13 protein-coding genes are annotated in these 17632 nt (G+C 50.7%); 1 reads left to right on the top strand and 12 read right to left on the bottom strand.

Features of this window, described 5'->3' with window-relative positions; all coding sequences use genetic code 11:
* Positions 1-9: 9 nt before the first annotated feature.
* The 3 genes from ACJJJA_RS11930 to ACJJJA_RS11920 all read right to left on the bottom strand — a co-directional run bounded on the left by ACJJJA_RS11930 (position 10) and on the right by ACJJJA_RS11920 (position 5546).
* Entirely contained in the window at positions 10-936 is a 927-nt protein-coding gene (locus ACJJJA_RS11930; RefSeq protein WP_444904723.1) for a metallophosphoesterase, read from the bottom strand.
* A 252-nt stretch (positions 937-1188) separates the two neighbouring features.
* A complete protein-coding gene (locus tag ACJJJA_RS11925) occupies positions 1189-4359 on the bottom strand; it encodes an efflux RND transporter permease subunit (protein WP_444904722.1) in 3171 nt (1056 codons plus the stop codon).
* Positions 4360-4370: 11 nt separating this feature from the next.
* On the bottom strand, positions 4371-5546 hold the full coding sequence (locus ACJJJA_RS11920) for an efflux RND transporter periplasmic adaptor subunit (RefSeq protein WP_444904721.1): 1176 nt from the start codon (positions 5544-5546) through the stop codon (positions 4371-4373).
* Positions 5547-5821: 275 nt separating this feature from the next.
* Between ACJJJA_RS11920 and ACJJJA_RS11915 the strand changes: the two genes are divergently transcribed.
* On the top strand, positions 5822-6484 hold the full coding sequence (locus tag ACJJJA_RS11915; RefSeq protein ID WP_252085883.1) for a TetR family transcriptional regulator: 663 nt from the start codon (positions 5822-5824) through the stop codon (positions 6482-6484).
* Positions 6485-6560: 76 nt separating this feature from the next.
* Here the strand turns inward: ACJJJA_RS11915 and ACJJJA_RS11910 are convergent, their stop codons facing one another.
* From ACJJJA_RS11910 to ACJJJA_RS11870, 9 genes are all read right to left on the bottom strand, one after another.
* Positions 6561-7535, bottom strand: a complete 975-nt coding sequence (locus ACJJJA_RS11910; protein WP_444904720.1) for an isoaspartyl peptidase/L-asparaginase family protein — start codon at positions 7533-7535, stop codon at positions 6561-6563.
* A gap of 68 nt (positions 7536-7603) precedes the next feature.
* Positions 7604-10372, bottom strand: coding sequence for a TonB-dependent receptor (locus ACJJJA_RS11905; protein WP_444886147.1), 2769 nt, complete (start codon positions 10370-10372; stop codon positions 7604-7606).
* A gap of 163 nt (positions 10373-10535) precedes the next feature.
* Positions 10536-11231 (bottom strand): gluconate 2-dehydrogenase subunit 3 family protein, encoded by a 696-nt coding sequence (locus tag ACJJJA_RS11900; protein WP_444904719.1) that lies wholly within the window; start codon positions 11229-11231, stop codon positions 10536-10538.
* 1 nt (position 11232) lies between these two features.
* Positions 11233-13029 (bottom strand): GMC oxidoreductase, encoded by a 1797-nt coding sequence (locus tag ACJJJA_RS11895; protein ID WP_444904718.1) that lies wholly within the window; start codon positions 13027-13029, stop codon positions 11233-11235.
* Between the two features lie 247 nt (positions 13030-13276).
* Positions 13277-14209: a sugar phosphate isomerase/epimerase family protein gene (locus ACJJJA_RS11890; RefSeq protein ID WP_444904717.1), complete on the bottom strand. Its 933-nt coding sequence runs from the start codon at positions 14207-14209 to the stop codon at positions 13277-13279.
* Positions 14206-14424 carry a twin-arginine translocase TatA/TatE family subunit gene (tatA, locus tag ACJJJA_RS11885; RefSeq protein WP_444904716.1) on the bottom strand — a complete coding sequence of 73 codons (219 nt, stop codon included), beginning with the start codon at positions 14422-14424 and terminating at the stop codon, positions 14206-14208. The genes ACJJJA_RS11890 and tatA overlap by 4 nt, the downstream gene beginning before the upstream one ends.
* 4 nt (positions 14425-14428) lie before the next feature.
* Entirely contained in the window at positions 14429-15142 is a 714-nt protein-coding gene (locus ACJJJA_RS11880) for a 3-keto-disaccharide hydrolase (RefSeq protein ID WP_444904715.1), read from the bottom strand.
* A 78-nt stretch (positions 15143-15220) separates the two neighbouring features.
* Positions 15221-16231 carry a LacI family DNA-binding transcriptional regulator gene (locus tag ACJJJA_RS11875; protein ID WP_444904714.1) on the bottom strand — a complete coding sequence of 337 codons (1011 nt, stop codon included), beginning with the start codon at positions 16229-16231 and terminating at the stop codon, positions 15221-15223.
* Positions 16232-16287: 56 nt separating this feature from the next.
* Positions 16288-17610, bottom strand: a complete 1323-nt coding sequence (locus ACJJJA_RS11870) for an MFS transporter (protein ID WP_444904713.1) — start codon at positions 17608-17610, stop codon at positions 16288-16290.
* Positions 17611-17632: the final 22 nt, after the last annotated feature.

The raw sequence follows: 17632 nt of genomic DNA, 5'->3' as shown, positions 1-17632 counted from the left end.
GGGCGGTATCTACTTCACAAACACAAACTTGTCTTCACTCAAGACCTGTTCACCATCAAAACGATAAGCAACCAGTTTGCCGTTACCCGCCACGGAATAATCGAGACAAGCAACTTTCTCGGTTAGAGGTGCTGGCACACCTTTAAGCCAATAGTGACCGATAAAGCAGGGCTTATCTGCTTTAGGGTAATAAGGAATACCCCTAGGCATAGGCAAGCTAGCGGCGGAACCGATATCAACACCACGCGGTAACGCTATCTCCCCCAGCGCTTTTGCAGAAGCGTTCCACCATTGAACGCGGACAGCAGAGCGGCGATTACCATCCTTATCCAGAAAACTCACTCCTTGAGGCAGTTCAATTTCACACCCTTTGAGCAAAGTTTCCACCGCTTTGAAGGCATCACTGCCCGGGGAGCTAGCTTGCAGCAAAAGCTCAGACGTTAACCTGCCGCTATCGGTTCTCGATGCTAAAAAATTAACTTTCTCTTCGTCCCAGCAAGCGTGTACCGCACGCAGAGGACCAAGATCAAGCCACAGAGGCAATGATCTGAAGAAATCCAATACCTGAGATTTTTCTGGATCGTTATCCGGGTACTCATTCAAAAAAGCCTGGTGCTGTTTTGTATTTTTATCGGTATGTGGGCGCAGGGGCTTGCCATTGACTTCGGTATGATAAGCCAGGGCGTTAAACTCGTGATTGCCCATAATTGCTTTGGCATGATCATTATTTACCATGCTCATAACTACCTTTAGGAGTTTGCGATGCTCCACCAGGTGCTCACCGCGGTCGATAAAATCTCCAAGAAATATGACCTTTCGCTCAAGGTGAGCATAACCACTGCTTGTTTCCCGATAACCCAGCACATCGAGCAACTCAATCAATGCGCTGGCGTGGCCATGGATATCGCCAATAATGTCGTACTTGCAGTGTTCCATCCTGCCCCTGCCTCTAAAATACAAGAAAGCTTCAGTATCAAAATCCCGCTTTTTTGAATCAAGGATTACTCTGTTCATTTTATGAAATGAACGCATTTCTCGGAAGCTGGGCATGGGGCGAAGAAAATAGCCGAAGCTACTGCCAGCCTGGGAAATACTGAGTTCACTTACATTTAAGGTGTGCCCTATCAAAGAGCGAATACAAAAAAGCCAGGCCGGAAAGTGCGGCCTGGCTTTTCTCAGGCTTGAGACTTACAAAGCTTCCACAGCTTCTGTCTTTTTATTGGCAAGAACTTGATCCTGCCCAGTATCAGTACTGCTAGCTTTATGCCCAAACAGTCTCTGCACCACTACAAAGAACAGCGGTATAAAGAAGATTCCAAGCAGAGTGCCCACAACCATTCCCCCCAGTACCCCGGTTCCAATTGCCCGTTGTGCGCCGGAACCTGCACCAGTGGCTATCGCCAGAGGAAGAACCCCCAAGCCAAAAGCTAAAGAAGTCATCAAAATTGGGCGCAGCCGATCACGGACTGCGCGCATGGTCGCCTGCACCAGCTCCATTCCATTTTCCAGATTTTGCTTGGCAAACTCCACAATCAGAATGGCGTTCTTACTGGTCAAGCCGACAGTGGTCAGCATAGCCACCTGGAAGTAGATATCCCTCTCCATGCCGCGCAAACTGTTGGCAAGCACGGCACCGAGAATACCGAGCGGTGCCATCAACAATACGGCAGTCGGTACTGTCCAGCTCTCATAAAGAGCCGCAAGGCACAAGAATACAATCAGTAATGACAGGGTATAGAGCAGTGGTGTTTGTGCACCAGCGGCGCGCTCCTGATAGGAAAGACCGCTCCATTCAATGCCAACCCCCGCCGGCAATTGCGCTACCAAGCTCTCCACTTCTGCCATGGCCTCACCTGAACTGACCCCCGCTGCGGCCTGGCCATTGATCTGCATGGAGGGCACACCGTTATAGCGTTCCAAGCGGGGAGATCCATACTCCCAGGAAAAACTGGCAAAGGAAGATAGAGGCACCATATCGCCTTTATTATTGCGCACAGACCAAAGCTGGAAGTCTTCCGGCACCATGCGATATGGAGCATCCGCCTGCATGTAAACCCGCTTGACCCGGCCGCGATCGATAAAATCATCGATATAGGAACCACCCCAAGCGGTACTCAGCGCGCTGTTAATATCGGCAATAGACAAGCCGAGGGCCGCAGCCTTGGCGTTGTCGATTTTCACCCGAAACTGCGGCGTGTCCTCCTGGCCATTGGGGCGTACGTTAGAGAGTAATTTGCTTTGCCCGGCCATTCCCAAGAATTGGTTGCGGGCAGCGGTCAGCGCTTCGTGCCCCAGGTTGCCGTTATCTTTTAAGTAAAAGTTAAAGCCACCAGAAGAACCCAACTCTGGCAGAGGCGGCGGTGCAAAGGCAAAAGCCATGGCATCTTTAATTTGCATCAGAGCGCCCATAGCACGCATGGCTACTGCGCCAGCACTTTGCGATTCTTCTTCCCGCTCAGACCAGTCTTCCATATTCACAAAGGCGATACCGGTATTCTGGCCGCTACCGGCAAAGCTAAAGCCCTGCACCGAAAATACTGACTTCACAGTGCCCTGCTCATTATCCAGGAATTGATCTTCCACTTTGCGGATAGATTCCATGGTGCGTTCCTGGGTCGCACCCACGGGTGCCTGCACCATAGAGAAGAGCACGCCCTGGTCTTCATCGGGCAGGAAGGAGCTGGGTAAACGCAGGAATAAGAAGGCCATCACAGCGGAGAGGGCCACAAACAACAGCATAAAGCGGCCGCTACGTTTTAGGATGCCCTGCACTCCGCCCTGGTAGCGCCGACTGCCGCGCTCAAAGTTGCGATTGAACCAACCGAAGAAGCCTTTCTCACCGTGGCTTTCCCCTTTTGAAAGTGGTTTCAGCAAGGTGGCACATAGTGCGGGGGTCAGGATAATCGCCACTAATACAGACAAGGCCATGGCAGCAACAATGGTTGCTGAGAACTGCCGGTAAATTACGCCAGTGGCGCCATCCATAAATGCCATTGGCACAAACACCGCCGACAGCACGACACCAATTCCGATCAATGCCGGGGTAATCTGATGCATGGATTTTTTAGTGGCTTCCTTTGGCGATAAGCCCTCTTCGCGCATCACCCGTTCTACGTTTTCCACCACCACAATAGCGTCGTCCACTAGCAGGCCGATGGCCAATACCATAGCGAACATGGTGAGCATATTGACCGAGAAGCCCAGTGCTGCGAGTACGGCAAAGGTACCCAACAGCACCACCGGTACTGCGATTGTAGGGATCAGGGTTGCACGGAAATTCTGCAGGAACAGATACATCACCAGGAAGACCAGTACAATTGCTTCAATCAATGTGCTGATCACACCTTTAATGGAGACCTCCACAAAGGGCGTGGTATCAAATGGTACGACCGAAGTAAGCCCCCGAGGGAAGAAAGGCTCCAGCTCTTTAAGCTTCGCTTTCACGCCTTCGGCGGTTTCCAGTGCGTTGGCACCGGTGGCCAGGTTAATGGCGATACCGGTAGCCGGCTGACGATTGTAGCGGGAGATAAATTCATAATTCTCTGCCCCCAACTCAACGCGGGCGACATCGCCAAGCCGTAGTATGGAGCCATCATCATTGGCTCGTACCACGATTTCCCGGAACTGTTGCGGGGTTTGCAGGCGCTCCTGGGAGGTAATAGAGGCATTGAGTTGTTGCCCTGGCACCGCCGGTGCGCCACCAAGGCTGCCCACTGTGACCTGGGCATTTTGGGCCCGGACCGCCGCGGCTACATCATTCGGCGTTAAATCATAGGTCGTCAGCTTGTTGGGATCGAGCCAGATACGCATTGCATATTTGGAGCCGAACACCTGCACATTACCGACACCTGGCACCCGGCTAACCGGGTCGACAATCGCTGAGTTGATGTAATCAGCAATGTCGTTGCGGTTCATACTGCCGTCTTCGGAGACAAAACCTGCAACCATCAAGAAGCCACCACGGGACTTACTGACATTGACCCCTTGTAACTGCACCTCTTGGGGCAACAGCGGCATTGCCAGCTGTACCTTGTTTTGGACTTGCACCTGTGCGGTATCCGGGTCGGTACCATTCTCAAACGTAAGGGAGACAGACACACCACCGTTGGATTGACTGACAGCAGACATATAGAGAAGGCCATCGAGACCTTTCATATTCCGCTCCAGAATCTGCGTCACCGAATCTTCCACCACTTTGGCGGAGGCGCCAGGGTAACTGGCCTCAATATTAATAGAGGGCGGTGCGATATTCGGATAGCGCTCCACCGCCAACTTGCTGATAGACAATGCACCTGCCAGCATGGTGATAATTGCCAGAACCCAGGCAAAGATGGGCCGGTTGATAAAAAAGCTCGCCATAACCCCTACCCTCAGGAACCTTGCTCAGTAGCGGCGTTGCCGTCACCAGCTGCTGCTGGTGCCTGTTTATCCTCACGTTCACTAGGCTGCACCGGCGCGCCGGGGCGAATTTTCTGTAATCCAGCCACCACGACACGGTCACCGGGCTCCAGTCCCTCTTCTACCAGCCAGCGGTTACCGACTGTGCGACTGACCCGAACAGAGCGTTGGGCAACAATATTCTCTTCATTGACCACCATTGCCGAAGTATTGCCTTTCGGGTCCCTTGCAATACCTTGTTGAGGCACCAGAATGGCATTTTCCCGTACACCGCTACCCACTATCGCGCGCACGTACATGCCTGGCAGCAGCATATTGTCTGGATTGGGGACAACGACTCGCAGCAACACACTGCCAGTAGAGGGATCGACACTGGCTTCGGCAAACTCGAGCTTGCCTTGATGTTCAAACTCACTGCCATCTTCCAGCAAAATCTTAACTGGCAGGTTTGTGGCATCTGCCAATGTACCCGCCTGGAGGGCCCGACGCAGGCTGACCAGCTCTGCTGCGGACTGGGTAACATCCACATAGATTGGGTCCAGCTGTTGCACAGTGGCCAAAGTTGCGGCCTGATTGGCCGCTACCAAGGCGCCCTGGGTAACACTGGATTTACCAATACGGCCAGTAATCGGCGAGGTAATCTGGGCGTAGTCCAGCTGGATCTCGGCTCGGTGTAACTCCGCCCTGGCAGCTGCAACAGAGGCGCGGGCTTCCTGCAAGTCTGCCTCCGCGACATCATTCTCCTGCTTGCTGACCGCGCCACTCCTAACAAGGCCTGCGGTGCGCTCGGCCTTAAGACGGGCGATATTCATGGCCGCATTTGCCCCCTGTAATTTAGCGCGCGCACTATCCACATCCGCTTGGTAAATGGCGTCATCCAGCTGATAAAGTGGCTGATTTGCATCGACACGCCCACCTTCACGGAACAATTGCTGTTTTATGATGCCATTTACCTGTGGACGAACTTCCGCCACCTTGAAAGGTGAAGTGCGACCAGGCAGCTCTCTGGTAAGCGTAACCGGCTCGGATTCCAGCGTAACCACAGTCACCTGTGGCGCGGGCATCGGTGGCGCAGCGGTTCTTTCATCACAAGCGGCAAGCAATGCACTAGTGATCAAAAGACTGATAAACGCTTTTTTATTGAGCATGGTTACCTCGATCAGGGCTGACGGCCTGGATACTGCGGTCAGTTCGGGAGAAAAAGAGATGGTGACAGGAAGGTCAAACTCCAGTGGCCACGCATTTTATGTGTAGTGATGAAATCCGATCAACTATTCATCAGCGCATGAATATCGACTAACATGCGCTTTTACCCAGTGTTTTCAAGGGTTTGCACTAAAGTCTCATTTGTTTTCATGCGGCGAACAGCCGTGAATATGCGGTCAAATGAGGCGATTACGATAATGAAGAAGCTGCATTGCCCATGGCTAAATATAGAGAAGAACAAATACTTAACACCCGAGAGCGTATCTTAGACGCCGCGATTCGTGTTTTTCACGAATCTGGCGTCACCCACGCCTCACTAACGGCAGTCGCAGAGCTTGCCGGAGTCACTCGTGATTCCCTGCATAGCCATTTCCGCGACAGAGTTGGGCTACTCAACGCTCTAACCGAGCGCATGCGCCTGCCCGGTGAAGACCTCTGCGCGGCGGCCGGTGATGATGAGTTGAAGAGAGACCCTCTAGGCACCCTGCGTACCCGCTGGATATGGCTATTCGATGAGATTGCCTGTAATGATGAATGGCAGCGCTTACTGGAGATTATCTTCCTGCCATGTGACCCAATCAGTGAAGTATGCGAGTCCACTCACCGTATTAAGCAAGGCCGCACAGAGCGGCTGGAGCGAATGGGAGAATTGTTGGAGATTGCACTATCAGTCGGTCAATTACCTGCTGACTTGGATTTGAAACTGGCCCAACAAATGCTTCACGGAGGCCTTTTTGGTGTATTGGAAGACTGGCTTCTTTCTCCTCGCTTTGTAGACCTTGGCGACTTAGGCGAACATTATTTTGATGCTCTCCTAGATATGATTCGCTTCTCCCCAGAACTGCGTCTAAACAGGCAGCAAGCACGAACTTTGCACTGAGCAGTGTATTGAGCAAATTCGAATTTTCTTCCTATTGGGGCAAGTCAACTAACTGCTGCTTGCCCCTAGAAGACAATCAGCCGAGTTTACTTTTCGAATCTACTAATTGTGCACCGCTCGCATCTCTTACTGCATAATTAAAGCCTGGGTGAATGCAGTAAGCACCGTAATTACCAGCTTTATCTAAAGCCAGGAAACCCACCTGGAACTTCTTATAGTCCCCTAGCTTGCGCGCAATACGCTCCACCGCCTCACGACAGGCTTCCTCCGGTGTGTAGCCATGACGCATCAGCTCCACTACTTGATGGCAACCGACAGTCTTGATCATTAGCTCGCCCATACCCGTGGCAGTAGCCGCACCCACTTCATTATCGACATAGAGTCCGGCGCCGATAATCGGTGAGTCCCCTACCCGCCCGTGCATCTTGAAAGCCGCGCCACTGGTGGTGCAGGCACCTGAGAGGTTGCCGTCCTGGTCCACGGCTAAGATGCCGATAGTATCGTGGTTTTCTATATTGATTACCGGCTGGTAACGGGACTCGCGCTTCCACTCACGCCAGGCGGCTTCAGCTTTTGGAGTTAACAGGTTCTCAATGTCAAACCCCTGTTCAACGGCAAAACGCTGTGCGCCCTCGCCGACCAACATTACATGTGGAGTTTCCTCCATCACCTTTCGCGCAACCGAGATGGGATGCTTGATACCCTGTAAAAAAGCCACTGAACCACAATTTTGTTTGTCATCCATAATGCAGGCATCAAGGGTCACTACACCATCGCGATCGGGAAAACCGCCATAGCCAACACTGGTTACCTGCGGGTCAGCTTCCGGCACCCGAGCACCTGCCTCTACGGCATCCAAAGCCCTGCCACCTTCGCTGAGAACCTGCCAAGCTGCCTCATTGGCTGGGCCCCCATGGTTCCAGGTTGATATGACTACGGGCTTTTTTCCCTTCTTCGTATAACGCCTTGCCATAGCTGCCACTGAAGAGGTTGCCAGGGCGCCAGCAGTACCCAGGAAGGAGTATTTCAGGAATTTTCTTTTGCTGATCACAATGATTTGTCTCAAGTGGAAAGCGCACAGAGACATTACTGTATCTGTGCGCCGAAGTTATGGCGGGATCAGAAGCTGTAAGTCAGCCCCATATAGGCGCGGCGACCTGAGTAGGAGGAACCCAAGACTCTGTTTTCTTCCCCCCAATATCTATCCACCTTCTCTTCGGTGAGATTAATAATGGAGGCAGTGAGAGTTAGGTTTTCCATCAAACTATAAGAAGCATTTACATCAAGCTGATCATACTCATCAGTAAACGTATTCACGCCGTTGCTATAGCCATCCGCATAGGCGCTGCGATAGTTGTAAGAGGCTCTCACACTGAAAAGGTCATTCTCGTAGTACACCGAAAGGTTGTATTGATCTTTAGAGGTACCCGCAATTTCTGTTTTGATTGTTTCACCGCTTTCGAGGTCAAGATTGGCCAGTTCTGTGTCCGTATAGGTATAGTTGGCAAAAACTCCAAAACCGTTATCAAAGGCATATTGCACAAACAGCTCGGCACCCTGAGCGGTGGCATCGGTGCCATTAACAGGCATCGACATATTTACATTCCAAATGTCACCATCTATTTCCCTGGTTACCAGGGAACTGCCGTTAATGACGAATGATGCAATATCCTTCCTGAACAGGGTTACTCCCATTGCGGAAGCATCGTCGAAGTACCATTCCAGACCCAAATCAAACTGATCCGCTTTGTAGGGTTCCAATTCGGAGTTCCCCGCAAATCCATCTCTTACGGTCGCTCCTGGCAGTGGGGCGTGTATTGATTCAGAGCCACCGAGGTCATCATAATTAACTCGGGCAACAACCCTTGCGAGGGCTGCACGCATTACTAAATCATCGTTAATATCCCAAGCGATATTGGCGCTTGGCAGAAAATCGGTGTTACTGCTATCGCGAATATTGGGCTCATCTTGCAAAACCCCGTCAATATTGTCATAGGTTCGGGCATATTGCTTGGTCTGCACCGCGCGAACACCAAAATTACCGCGCAAAGTGGCAGAAGCAAAATTTTGCTGTACATAGGCCGCAGTCACTTCCTCACCGATGCGATAGTCCTGGTCCCGTTCTACGGTTACTGTAGGATCACCATAAGTCTCATAGAGAAACTCTTTTAGCTTCTCAAACTCCAGGTGGGCAAAGTTGGGCACTTTTACACCACCAATAATATTATCGAGTGGGCCACTGGAAAGGATATCAATCGTATCCGGAACGCCATTAGGGTCGGTGTGGAAAGAATCGTCCGGCCACCAGGGATAACAAAGACCATCTTTACCGTCTTCATTCGGCCAGTTAATAGTCGGACACGGCGGGTTATCATCATCCCAAGCTTGTTTAGTAATGCGTCGGTTAATTTCGTGGTCGCGGTATTTAAGTCCTACATCAAGGGAAGTCAGCCAGCCGTAATCCATATCGATAGATACATCTAGCTGGTAGTAGTTTTCATCATCTTCACTACTGGTCCAGTGCGAAGAAAACCAATCGTATAAGGGGTAAGTATTGGGGTCTCCCAGATCGGCACTGGTATCAATCTCTGCGGTACCACTGCTTAGGTCCCAGCTCCAGTCAGTCACAGTGCCATAGCGAGAGTTTACTGAGGCAAACAATTTCTCCGAAGGTCCGCCTTCCGCACTGGTGCTGCCCACAACCAATCGCACGCTATATCCATCTCCTTGGTAAATAGCATTAAAATCCAAGGTATCTGACACATATTCAGCTCGCGTGTAGTCACCAGCGACTTGAGGAGACTGCAATTCGGCCTGGCCTCTGTCCAACATGCCAATACCGAGTAAGGTATCGCCATCCTCATCAAATTTAAGGCTGCCGGGTGCAACTGCATCACCATAGTTCCACTCTGGAAATACAATACGGTAATTCTCTGAGTTGCCACCCTGCTCAAAGCGAAAATAATTGACACCTAGCTCAAGTTGTTCAACCGGACGCCACTGAGCACTGAGCTGAATTCCCTCGCGGGTACGCTCCTCTTCAAAAACGCTACCCACTACGGCTCTGGGGGCATAGAAATCCCGGTACTCATTACCATCGATATCTACCATAGCCCCCCTGGCCTCTACACCATCATGGGGCTTTTCATCACCTTGCCATCCCCAGTTTTCTGTGGTGGTGCTAATCACCCGGTTCTGACGGTCTTGCTTGGAATAACCAACTAATACACCAAAGGTTTCCTGATCATTTTTCCATGAGTAAAAACCCGTGTATTGTGGCTCATACTTCTCAGTGACATCCGCGTAGGTTGTTTCAACCGATAGCATGCCCTCTCCCGCGTCCAGGTCCAGAGGTTTGCGGGTATGCAAAATGACAGTACCACCGATTCCGCCTTCATCCAGCTTTGCCTCAGGGCTCTTATAAACATCTGTACGGGCAATCATTGTTGCGGGCAACAAGGAATAATCTAGCGAGCGTGACGGCTCATCGCCCGGAGTAGCAATATAGTTACCGTTCAGCTGGGTAAAGGTAAGCTCCGGAGCAGTACCGCGGATACTCACTTCCGCACCTTCACCACCACTACGTACGATAGAGACTCCTGGCACCCTCTGTAAGGCATCGGCTACGTTTTTATCTGGGAACTTGCCAATATCTTCAGCGGTAATTGAGTCCACCACCGCATTGGAAAAACGCTTTACATCGAGGTTTTTCTCCATGCTCTGTCGAATGCCCAATACCTCTACTTCTTCAAGAGCCAAGTTTTCTTTTTGGGCTTCCTCTGTATTTTGCGCCTGTGCCATGCCGACGACACTGCATAACACTAGTGCACTGGCGGATGTGCGAAGTAACTCCGCCCTGCGGTTTTCTTTTTGGGTTTTCTCTTTCATAGCTAAGCATCACTTTTATTATAATTTTTGAGCCTTCCGTGCACCCTCTAAACTCGGCATACCCTCATACCAAGTTTTCGGAATAAGCCCGGTTTCAGATCTATCCATCCCTGGCTTACTTTTATAGGCAACCCCTTTCCCAGGGGGTTGCCTTACACGGTTATCAGCTTTCTAAGCCGAGTCGTTTTAATACTTCAGGCGGTGCGCCAGGGAAGCTGGCCATAGGCCTATTACCTACGTAGCCAATATCCGCCATGCCTTCCTCGGTGGTGTAGAATGCGGTAGATACAAGAACTCTTACCTTGGCAAAGAAACGTGCACCGGCTTGGAATTCTGGCTTCGCGTTACGAGTCCATTTGATGTCCTCGCAGATTGCATTTTTTTTAGATTCATTCAGCTCAACAAATGGGCCTTGGTACCTGCGCCTGGACTCTCCATCTAGCCAGACCACCCCTCCGCGAATAGTGACAAGGTCCGCCTTATTGTTGGAATAAGGTGCGCTGACATATTCATTGATGTAATGGTGTGCACCTACTGAAGAAGCGCTCGGTGAAATTTCATCTGCAGGTATAATCACATCGCAAAGTGCTGCGAGTACCGCCAACTCACGCGCATCTAATTGCATTTCCCATGGTACGACGGGGTTAAGCAGATCAGGATCTGTTGGTGTACCCCTGGCTAAAGTTTGTTTAGGTGCGTCAAGATTCTTAACCGCTGGTTTTGTAGCTGCTTTATCTTCCTTCAACTCAACTTTTGGTGCTGCTTTCTCAGAACAACCGATTACTGGGACCGCAGCCGCAGTAGTAGCAATCAAACGCAGGGCAGTACGGCGGCTCAGGTTTGTTTTATCCTTGCTCATATCAAATGTTCCTCTTTTTAAACTGTTCCACGATGTAGTCACAGGTACGCCAAGCCAGCGCCATAATGGTCAGGGTTGGGTTTTTATCGGCATTGGAAACAAAGGGAGCGCCGTCGGTTAAAAAGAGGTTCGGAACCTCCCAAGACTGGCAGTAAGGGTTGAGCACAGAGTCTTTCGGGTTGGAGCCCATTCGCGCGGTGCCAACTTCATGAATAATCGCACCACCGTTGATAATGGCCTTGGCACCATCGGTCTGTACCGTTGTGGTCACATTGCCGCCCATACCCTCGATAATTTCGGCAAAGGTTTTATGCATGTGGGCAGCCTGATTGAGCTCCTGGTCGCTCCACTTCCAGTGGAATTTCAGAACCGGGATACCCCACTGGTCAACTTGATTCTTGTCAATTTCACAGTAACTATCATCATTAGGGATCATTTCCCCACGACCATCGAACCAAACAAAGGAGCCGTAATAGCGTCGGCAGGCCTTTTTCAAATCTTTACCATAGGCACCTTCGGTAAAGTCACCCATACCACCGAAGGCGCCTGCTCCAGGCATACTGCGGCCACCACCGAATTCAATGTGATAACCGCGCGCAAAATTCAGGTCTCCGCGCAACTGCTCTTTATATAGCCACCAGGGCATATACATATGCATTGCCGACGCGCCGTCTTCGTTGTGGGCGGGCATATTTTCCAGGGCTGGAATTTGGCCACCGACTCCGGCACCCACAGTATCCATCAGGTATTTACCTACAACACCACTGCCGTTGGCGAGACCGTCTGGGAATAAGGTACTTTTTGAATTGAGAAGAATACGCGATGTCTCGGCGGCACTGGCCGCGACGACAACGGCGCGGGCACTGGCAAACTTTTCCTGACGGGTATCTTTATCAATGTAAACAACCCCGTTGGCTTTGCCTTTCTTATCAACGGTAACTTCGCGCACCATCGCGTCAGTGATGATGTCTAGGTTGCCTGTAGCCAACGCAGGAGGCAGTAGTACTGTGGTGGACTGGAAATTTGCCTTGATGGAACAACCGCGACCACAGGGTGTGGCCCAAAAACAGGCTGCGCGGGATTTCATCGATTCGCGGGTTACATCCTGGGCAAGCTTGTTATCGGGGAACAGTTTCTGCGGAATATTTTCATGGTCGAGGCGCTCACTGAGAATCGCCAAGTGTGAGGGGATCACGGGGATACCCAGCTTATCACAAGCTTTTTTCGCTAACAGTTCATAAGCACGGGGGTTAGGGGGCGGCAATAATACGCCGTCGGAAGAGTCCGGAGTATTTTCCAATCCCTCATTGGTGCCGTAGACACCAATAAGCATCTCGGTTTTATCGTAGTAGGGTGCCAGGTCTTGGTAGCTGATGGGCCAGTCAAAGCCGAGCCCATCCCTTGAGTAGGGCTTAAAGTCGTATTCACCCATACGCAGGGAAATACGCCCCCAATGGTTCGTGCGGCCACCCAGCATACGCGCTCGCCACCAGTCAAAACGTCGACCTTTCTCTTGAGATCCCTGGGTATAGGGCTCGCCTGGTACCTGCCAGCCACCATCCACTGTCGCATCGTAAAAACCGAACGGTTTTTCTGGCGTACTACCACCGCGCAGGGGTGCGTCTTTGGGCAAGTTAAACATAGGGGTTTCTTTGACCGGGTCGTAGGATCGTCCCGCTTCAAGCAGCAGTACCTTTAAACCGGCTGTGGCCAGTACATAGGCAGCCATGCCGCCCCCAGCACCAGAGCCGACTATTAAGGCGTCGTACTCTTTATTCTCGATATCTTCACTCGCCATAACATCTCTCCTACATGATCATTTATTTTTCTTCTGACCGGATAAATTCTATCAGCTGGAAATATTTTCCTGTAACCGGTTACATTTTTGGAAAATTTTTCTGCTTTTTTCGGCGCTTATAAAGTCTAGATTTAATATTTTTAGCGTTGGAGTCTGATTTCTTAAAGAAAACAGACATTAAAGTACATATTTTTACGTATGAAGAAATTAAAAATATGTAACCGGTTACATGCGAAACTAAATTTTATCAATCTTTTTCATTTAGTTGCGCGGGCAGCTCCACCTTCCTGCCAAGCTGCTCAAGCAGCTGCTTAGTTGCCAGGATTCCATGGTCCTCATCTCCCGGCCCTTCAAACTCAATGCCGATATAGCCTCGATAACCCGCATCGCGAATTATCCGTAACATCCGAGCAAAATCCGTATTGATTTCAATTCCCGCTGAATCGAACTCAAAGCTTTTGGCACTAACACCCTGGGCGAACGGCATCAGTTGCTGAACCCCCAAATAGCGATCGTAATCTCCGAAGTTTCCAAAATCCGGCAAGCTGCCACAGTTGGACATATCTACACGCTGAAGGACCTGTGACAACCACTCCCCGCTCGATGAATAGCCACCATGGTTCTCAACAATCACGTTAATATTGAAATCCTGGGCGAATTCCGAAAGCGCGCGCAGCCCCTCAACAGCAGCCTTGCCGACTTCTTCGCGACTCCCCTGCCCTGCGGCATTGACACGCACAGAGTGACAATTGAGGTACTTAGCCGCTTCGACCCATTTGTAATGGTTCTCTATGGCCTGCTTTCTCTTGCCTTTATCGGGGTCGCCTAGGTCGCCTTCGCCATCAACCATAATCAACAGACTGCGAACATTATGGTCTTCTGCTCTAGCCTTCATTGCAGCGAGAAACTTCAAGTCCTTTGCCTGATCCTTAAAGAACTGATTGACATACTCAACCGCTTCAATGCCAAAGACTTTGCGTGTTTTTACTGGAAAGTCCAGAACCTTAAGAGCTCCACTTCGCAGTTGCCGATGCAGGGACCACTGGGCTAATGAGATTTTAAAAAAGCGCTCACTTGCCGCGCTGTGGCTAAGACGACTGAACCCAATAAGGGGAGCAGCAAGCCCCAAAGCTGCCAACCTTGCACTATTTGCCAAAAACCGCCTTCTATTGATAGTCATTGCCGCCCTCCTATTTGGGAAATCTCAGCAGCAGATTTTGAGGGAGATTCTGCAGAGAAGCCTTCTTCTCCGTTATCCTTTAAAGAGCGGCGAAAGCCACTGATTGCTCCCCCCAGGTCTTCTCCCATACGACGAATCTTGCCGCTGCCAAACAGTAAAACTGCAAGCACCAGTACTATCAGGATTTGCCAGAGACTGATTCCTGAAATACCCATGAGCTTATAGCTCCCGGATTTTTATATTGCGATACCAGACTTTGTCACCATGATCCTGCAAAGCGATATAGCCGCTTTCAGAGCGTGCGAAATCTGGATAATTTGAGAACTTGCTGCCCGCCAAACGCTTGCCCCAATCCTCTGACCAAAGCTCGTAGCTAACAATCTTGTTGCCGTTCAACCAATGTTCGACCTTTCCGTTCTCTACGCGTATACGAGTTTGGTTAAACTGCCCCGCAGGTTTGACACTCTCTTCACTGGGCGCATACATATCAAACACTGAGCCGGCGCTGTGGCTTGGCTTTTCCAGATTGGGAAACGCAGCATTGTCCAACACCTGGTATTCCATGCCACTCATCCAAACTGGCGCATCTCCATCAGCGACACGATAAATAATGCCACTGTTGCCACCCTCAGAAATTTTCCACTCCAGCTGCAATTCAAAATCCTCGAATTGTTCAGCTGTTACCAGGTCCCCAGCACCCCCGGCAGTTAAGACCAGATTGCCATTAACAACCTGCCAGGCCTCTCCAATTTGCGAGCCATTTGTGCCAGTCCAGCCTCGTAACGTTTCTCCATCAAACAGGTAACGCCACTCTCCGTCCACTTGCTGAGCATTCGACACGGGCACCCGCTCGCAACCTGCAGCACCCAGCATCACTGCTGTTGCAATCGCTACGGATAGTTTGGATTTGGCTTTAGTAAGGTTTTTCATCATTATTATCTCCACACCTAACGCTGTTATCTAATCAATGCCGCTCTTCTTAGGGCAACAGTCCATGGGAATCTGCGGCTCTCACTTGTCCGAACAAGGGGCTGTGCTCTCCCGTTCCACCAGCTCAAATGGCAAAATAGTCCGGCTGGATTTCAATGGCTTGCCATCGATGATCAATCGCAGCGTTTCCATTGCGTAACGGCCTAACTCCTCTGCGGGCTGGTTGATCGTAGTCAAAGGCGGATCTGTGAATTGTGAGAATTCAATGTTATCGAACCCTGTAACAGACACATCTTCCGGCACCCTGAGGCCCATTCTCTTCACTTGGTGCACAGCACCAATTGCCATCTCATCGTTCATACAAAAAATGGCAGTCGGCCGATGAGGGGTCGATAGCAAAGTCTCTGCGCCTTTCTGCCCAGAGGTCATCGTGAATTCCCCATGAACGACCATTTCAGAATCAAGCTCTAACCCACGTTTTTTTAGCGCCTCGGAAAATCCGGACAGCCTGTCTCGCACTATAGGGCTCTGCGAGGGCCCGGTAATAACCCCGATGCGACGGTGTCCCATCTTCATCAAGTGCCGCGCAACTTCCTGGGCCGCACCATGGTTATCCAATTCCACCACCGGATAACGATCATCTTCTACTATACGCTCACAGGCATTCACTAAAGGAACAGATGCAGCCAGGTTTGCGTCCTTCTCTGCAAACGGATAGCGACTACCAAGCTGGATAACACCATCCGCTTGATTGGTTAGCGCCATACCTGCATAAAATTGCTCATTGCTGGAATCCCCTTTTGTGTCCCCCAGCAGCACCGAATAGCCTTGATCCTGAGCAGCTTTCTCAATCCCGCGAATGACCCGGGAAAAAAATGGATTAGCTATATTGGGAACCAAAACCATCACTGCGTATGACTTGCCCGAACTGAAGTTCCGCGCAAGGAGGTTCGGCCGGTAGCCCGCCTCCTCTACAGCCTTTAGCACCCGCTCTCTGGTTCGCGGAGAGACCATCTGTGGATCTTTCAATGCTCGGGATACGGTCGCGACCGATACGCCGGAGCGGCGTGCAACTTCGCGAATGTTTGACATAATTTCCTGCTAATTACCTGTTAGAAGCGGGTTATTTTCGCACAGATGGATACCATCTATGGATTTCCCACTGAAACGGCTGCTTCTGATTTGCTGGCTGCTTGCCTTCGATCCCAAAGCCAAATAAAGGCAAAAATGGGGAGCAGGATAAGTGGAACTACTGCCAATGACTGGAATGACTCAACAGAAGCGGTGGCTAATACCGCATCTAACTCATCCCCACTCAGCTTTTCAAAGGCTTCCAAGCCCCCCGCTGCCTCAATCTTGGCATTGTCAAAAATAGCGCCAAGCTTTGGCAGAACAAATTGAATAGACATACCACCGGCAAAACCCAGCAATCCCAGAAACAATGCCCCACCGCGCACAAAACGCTCGGAAACTGTGGCCAGCATAGTGGGCCACATATAACAAACACCAATGCCCCAGACAGTCGCTGCCAAAAATGCAGTTACTGGCGTTCTCGCCATACCCAGGCAATAGAGCCCAATTGCGGCAAGGAGACTGCTTAACCATAGAAGTCCAATAGGAGACAGTTTCTTTGCCAGCCGTCCGGCAAAGTGGCGCATCACAAACATCAACATGCTGACATAAACAAGAATAAGAATACCCTTCATGCCAACAACGCGTGACAGGGTCAGGTCTACCCACTGCCCAGGGGCCAACTCGGTTGCGGCGGTCAGCCACATACACACCCACAGCAGGATAAACATCGGCTGCTTGAATACCTCTTTAAACATTTCGCCATAACTGATACCGGAAGAAACCCGTTCAGTAACTGGGAAATCTGTTTTAACCACAAGCCAAGCCATAACAACAGCCGGCAGTGCCAACACGACAAGGTTCAACTGCCAGGGAAGCTCGAGGGCAGAGATTGACAACCCCAGTAATCCTCCAACCACAATGCCCGCAGGCCACCAGGCATGTAGTACGTTTAAACGTTGCGTTTTATTTTCTGGGTCGACTGCAGCAACCATAGGATTACTGGCTGCCTCCACGGCACCCCAGCCCAAGCCTGTCAGTAACAGGCCAGCTAGTACCAGATTCTCCACCCCCTCCCCTGGAGTCACCATAGATGCCGCAATAATAAGCAAACTGCCCACTACATAACCTATAGATGAGAGCATCAGCATTCGCTTGATACCGACCAAGTCCACAAGTGCGCTTCCAAATAGAAGTGTGAAAGCAAATCCAGCAAAGGTAATACCAATTGCTTCACCGAGCATAGTGGTGGAGTTAGCTAGGTCTATATGGTTATAGATATCTTCCTGCAAGTTAGTGGCTATCACCGTCCGCACAGCCATGCCCAAGCCAATCATAAAAATGGAGAGATTACCCACCAAGAATATTCTCTTGTTCTGGGGCGTTATCATCGTACTCATTTATCCAGTCTCCGCATGATTT

This window comes from Microbulbifer mixtoriginis (SeqCode), from assembly GCF_052466865.1.
The sequence above is the reverse complement of the archived record's forward strand: the minus strand, read 5'-3'. Positions and strand labels throughout refer to the sequence as shown.

Bases quoted from the DNA above. Each gene is read 5' to 3' on its own strand.
- ACJJJA_RS11875 (WP_444904714.1), bottom strand. From the start codon at position 16,231: ATGTCAAACATTCGCGAAGTTGCACGCCGCTCCGGCGTATCGGTCGCG.
- ACJJJA_RS11915 (WP_252085883.1), top strand. From the start codon at position 5,822: ATGGCTAAATATAGAGAAGAACAAATACTTAACACCCGAGAGCGTATC.
- ACJJJA_RS11930 (WP_444904723.1), bottom strand. From the start codon at position 936: ATGGAACACTGCAAGTACGACATTATTGGCGATATCCATGGCCACGCC.
- ACJJJA_RS11900 (WP_444904719.1), bottom strand. From the start codon at position 11,231: ATGAGCAAGGATAAAACAAACCTGAGCCGCCGTACTGCCCTGCGTTTG.
- ACJJJA_RS11890 (WP_444904717.1), bottom strand. From the start codon at position 14,209: ATGACTATCAATAGAAGGCGGTTTTTGGCAAATAGTGCAAGGTTGGCA.
- tatA (WP_444904716.1), bottom strand. From the start codon at position 14,424: ATGGGTATTTCAGGAATCAGTCTCTGGCAAATCCTGATAGTACTGGTG.
- ACJJJA_RS11905 (WP_444886147.1), bottom strand. From the start codon at position 10,372: ATGAAAGAGAAAACCCAAAAAGAAAACCGCAGGGCGGAGTTACTTCGC.
- ACJJJA_RS11895 (WP_444904718.1), bottom strand. From the start codon at position 13,029: ATGGCGAGTGAAGATATCGAGAATAAAGAGTACGACGCCTTAATAGTC.
- ACJJJA_RS11920 (WP_444904721.1), bottom strand. From the start codon at position 5,546: ATGCTCAATAAAAAAGCGTTTATCAGTCTTTTGATCACTAGTGCATTG.
- ACJJJA_RS11870 (WP_444904713.1), bottom strand. From the start codon at position 17,610: ATGAGTACGATGATAACGCCCCAGAACAAGAGAATATTCTTGGTGGGT.
- ACJJJA_RS11925 (WP_444904722.1), bottom strand. From the start codon at position 4,359: ATGGCGAGCTTTTTTATCAACCGGCCCATCTTTGCCTGGGTTCTGGCA.
- ACJJJA_RS11880 (WP_444904715.1), bottom strand. From the start codon at position 15,142: ATGATGAAAAACCTTACTAAAGCCAAATCCAAACTATCCGTAGCGATT.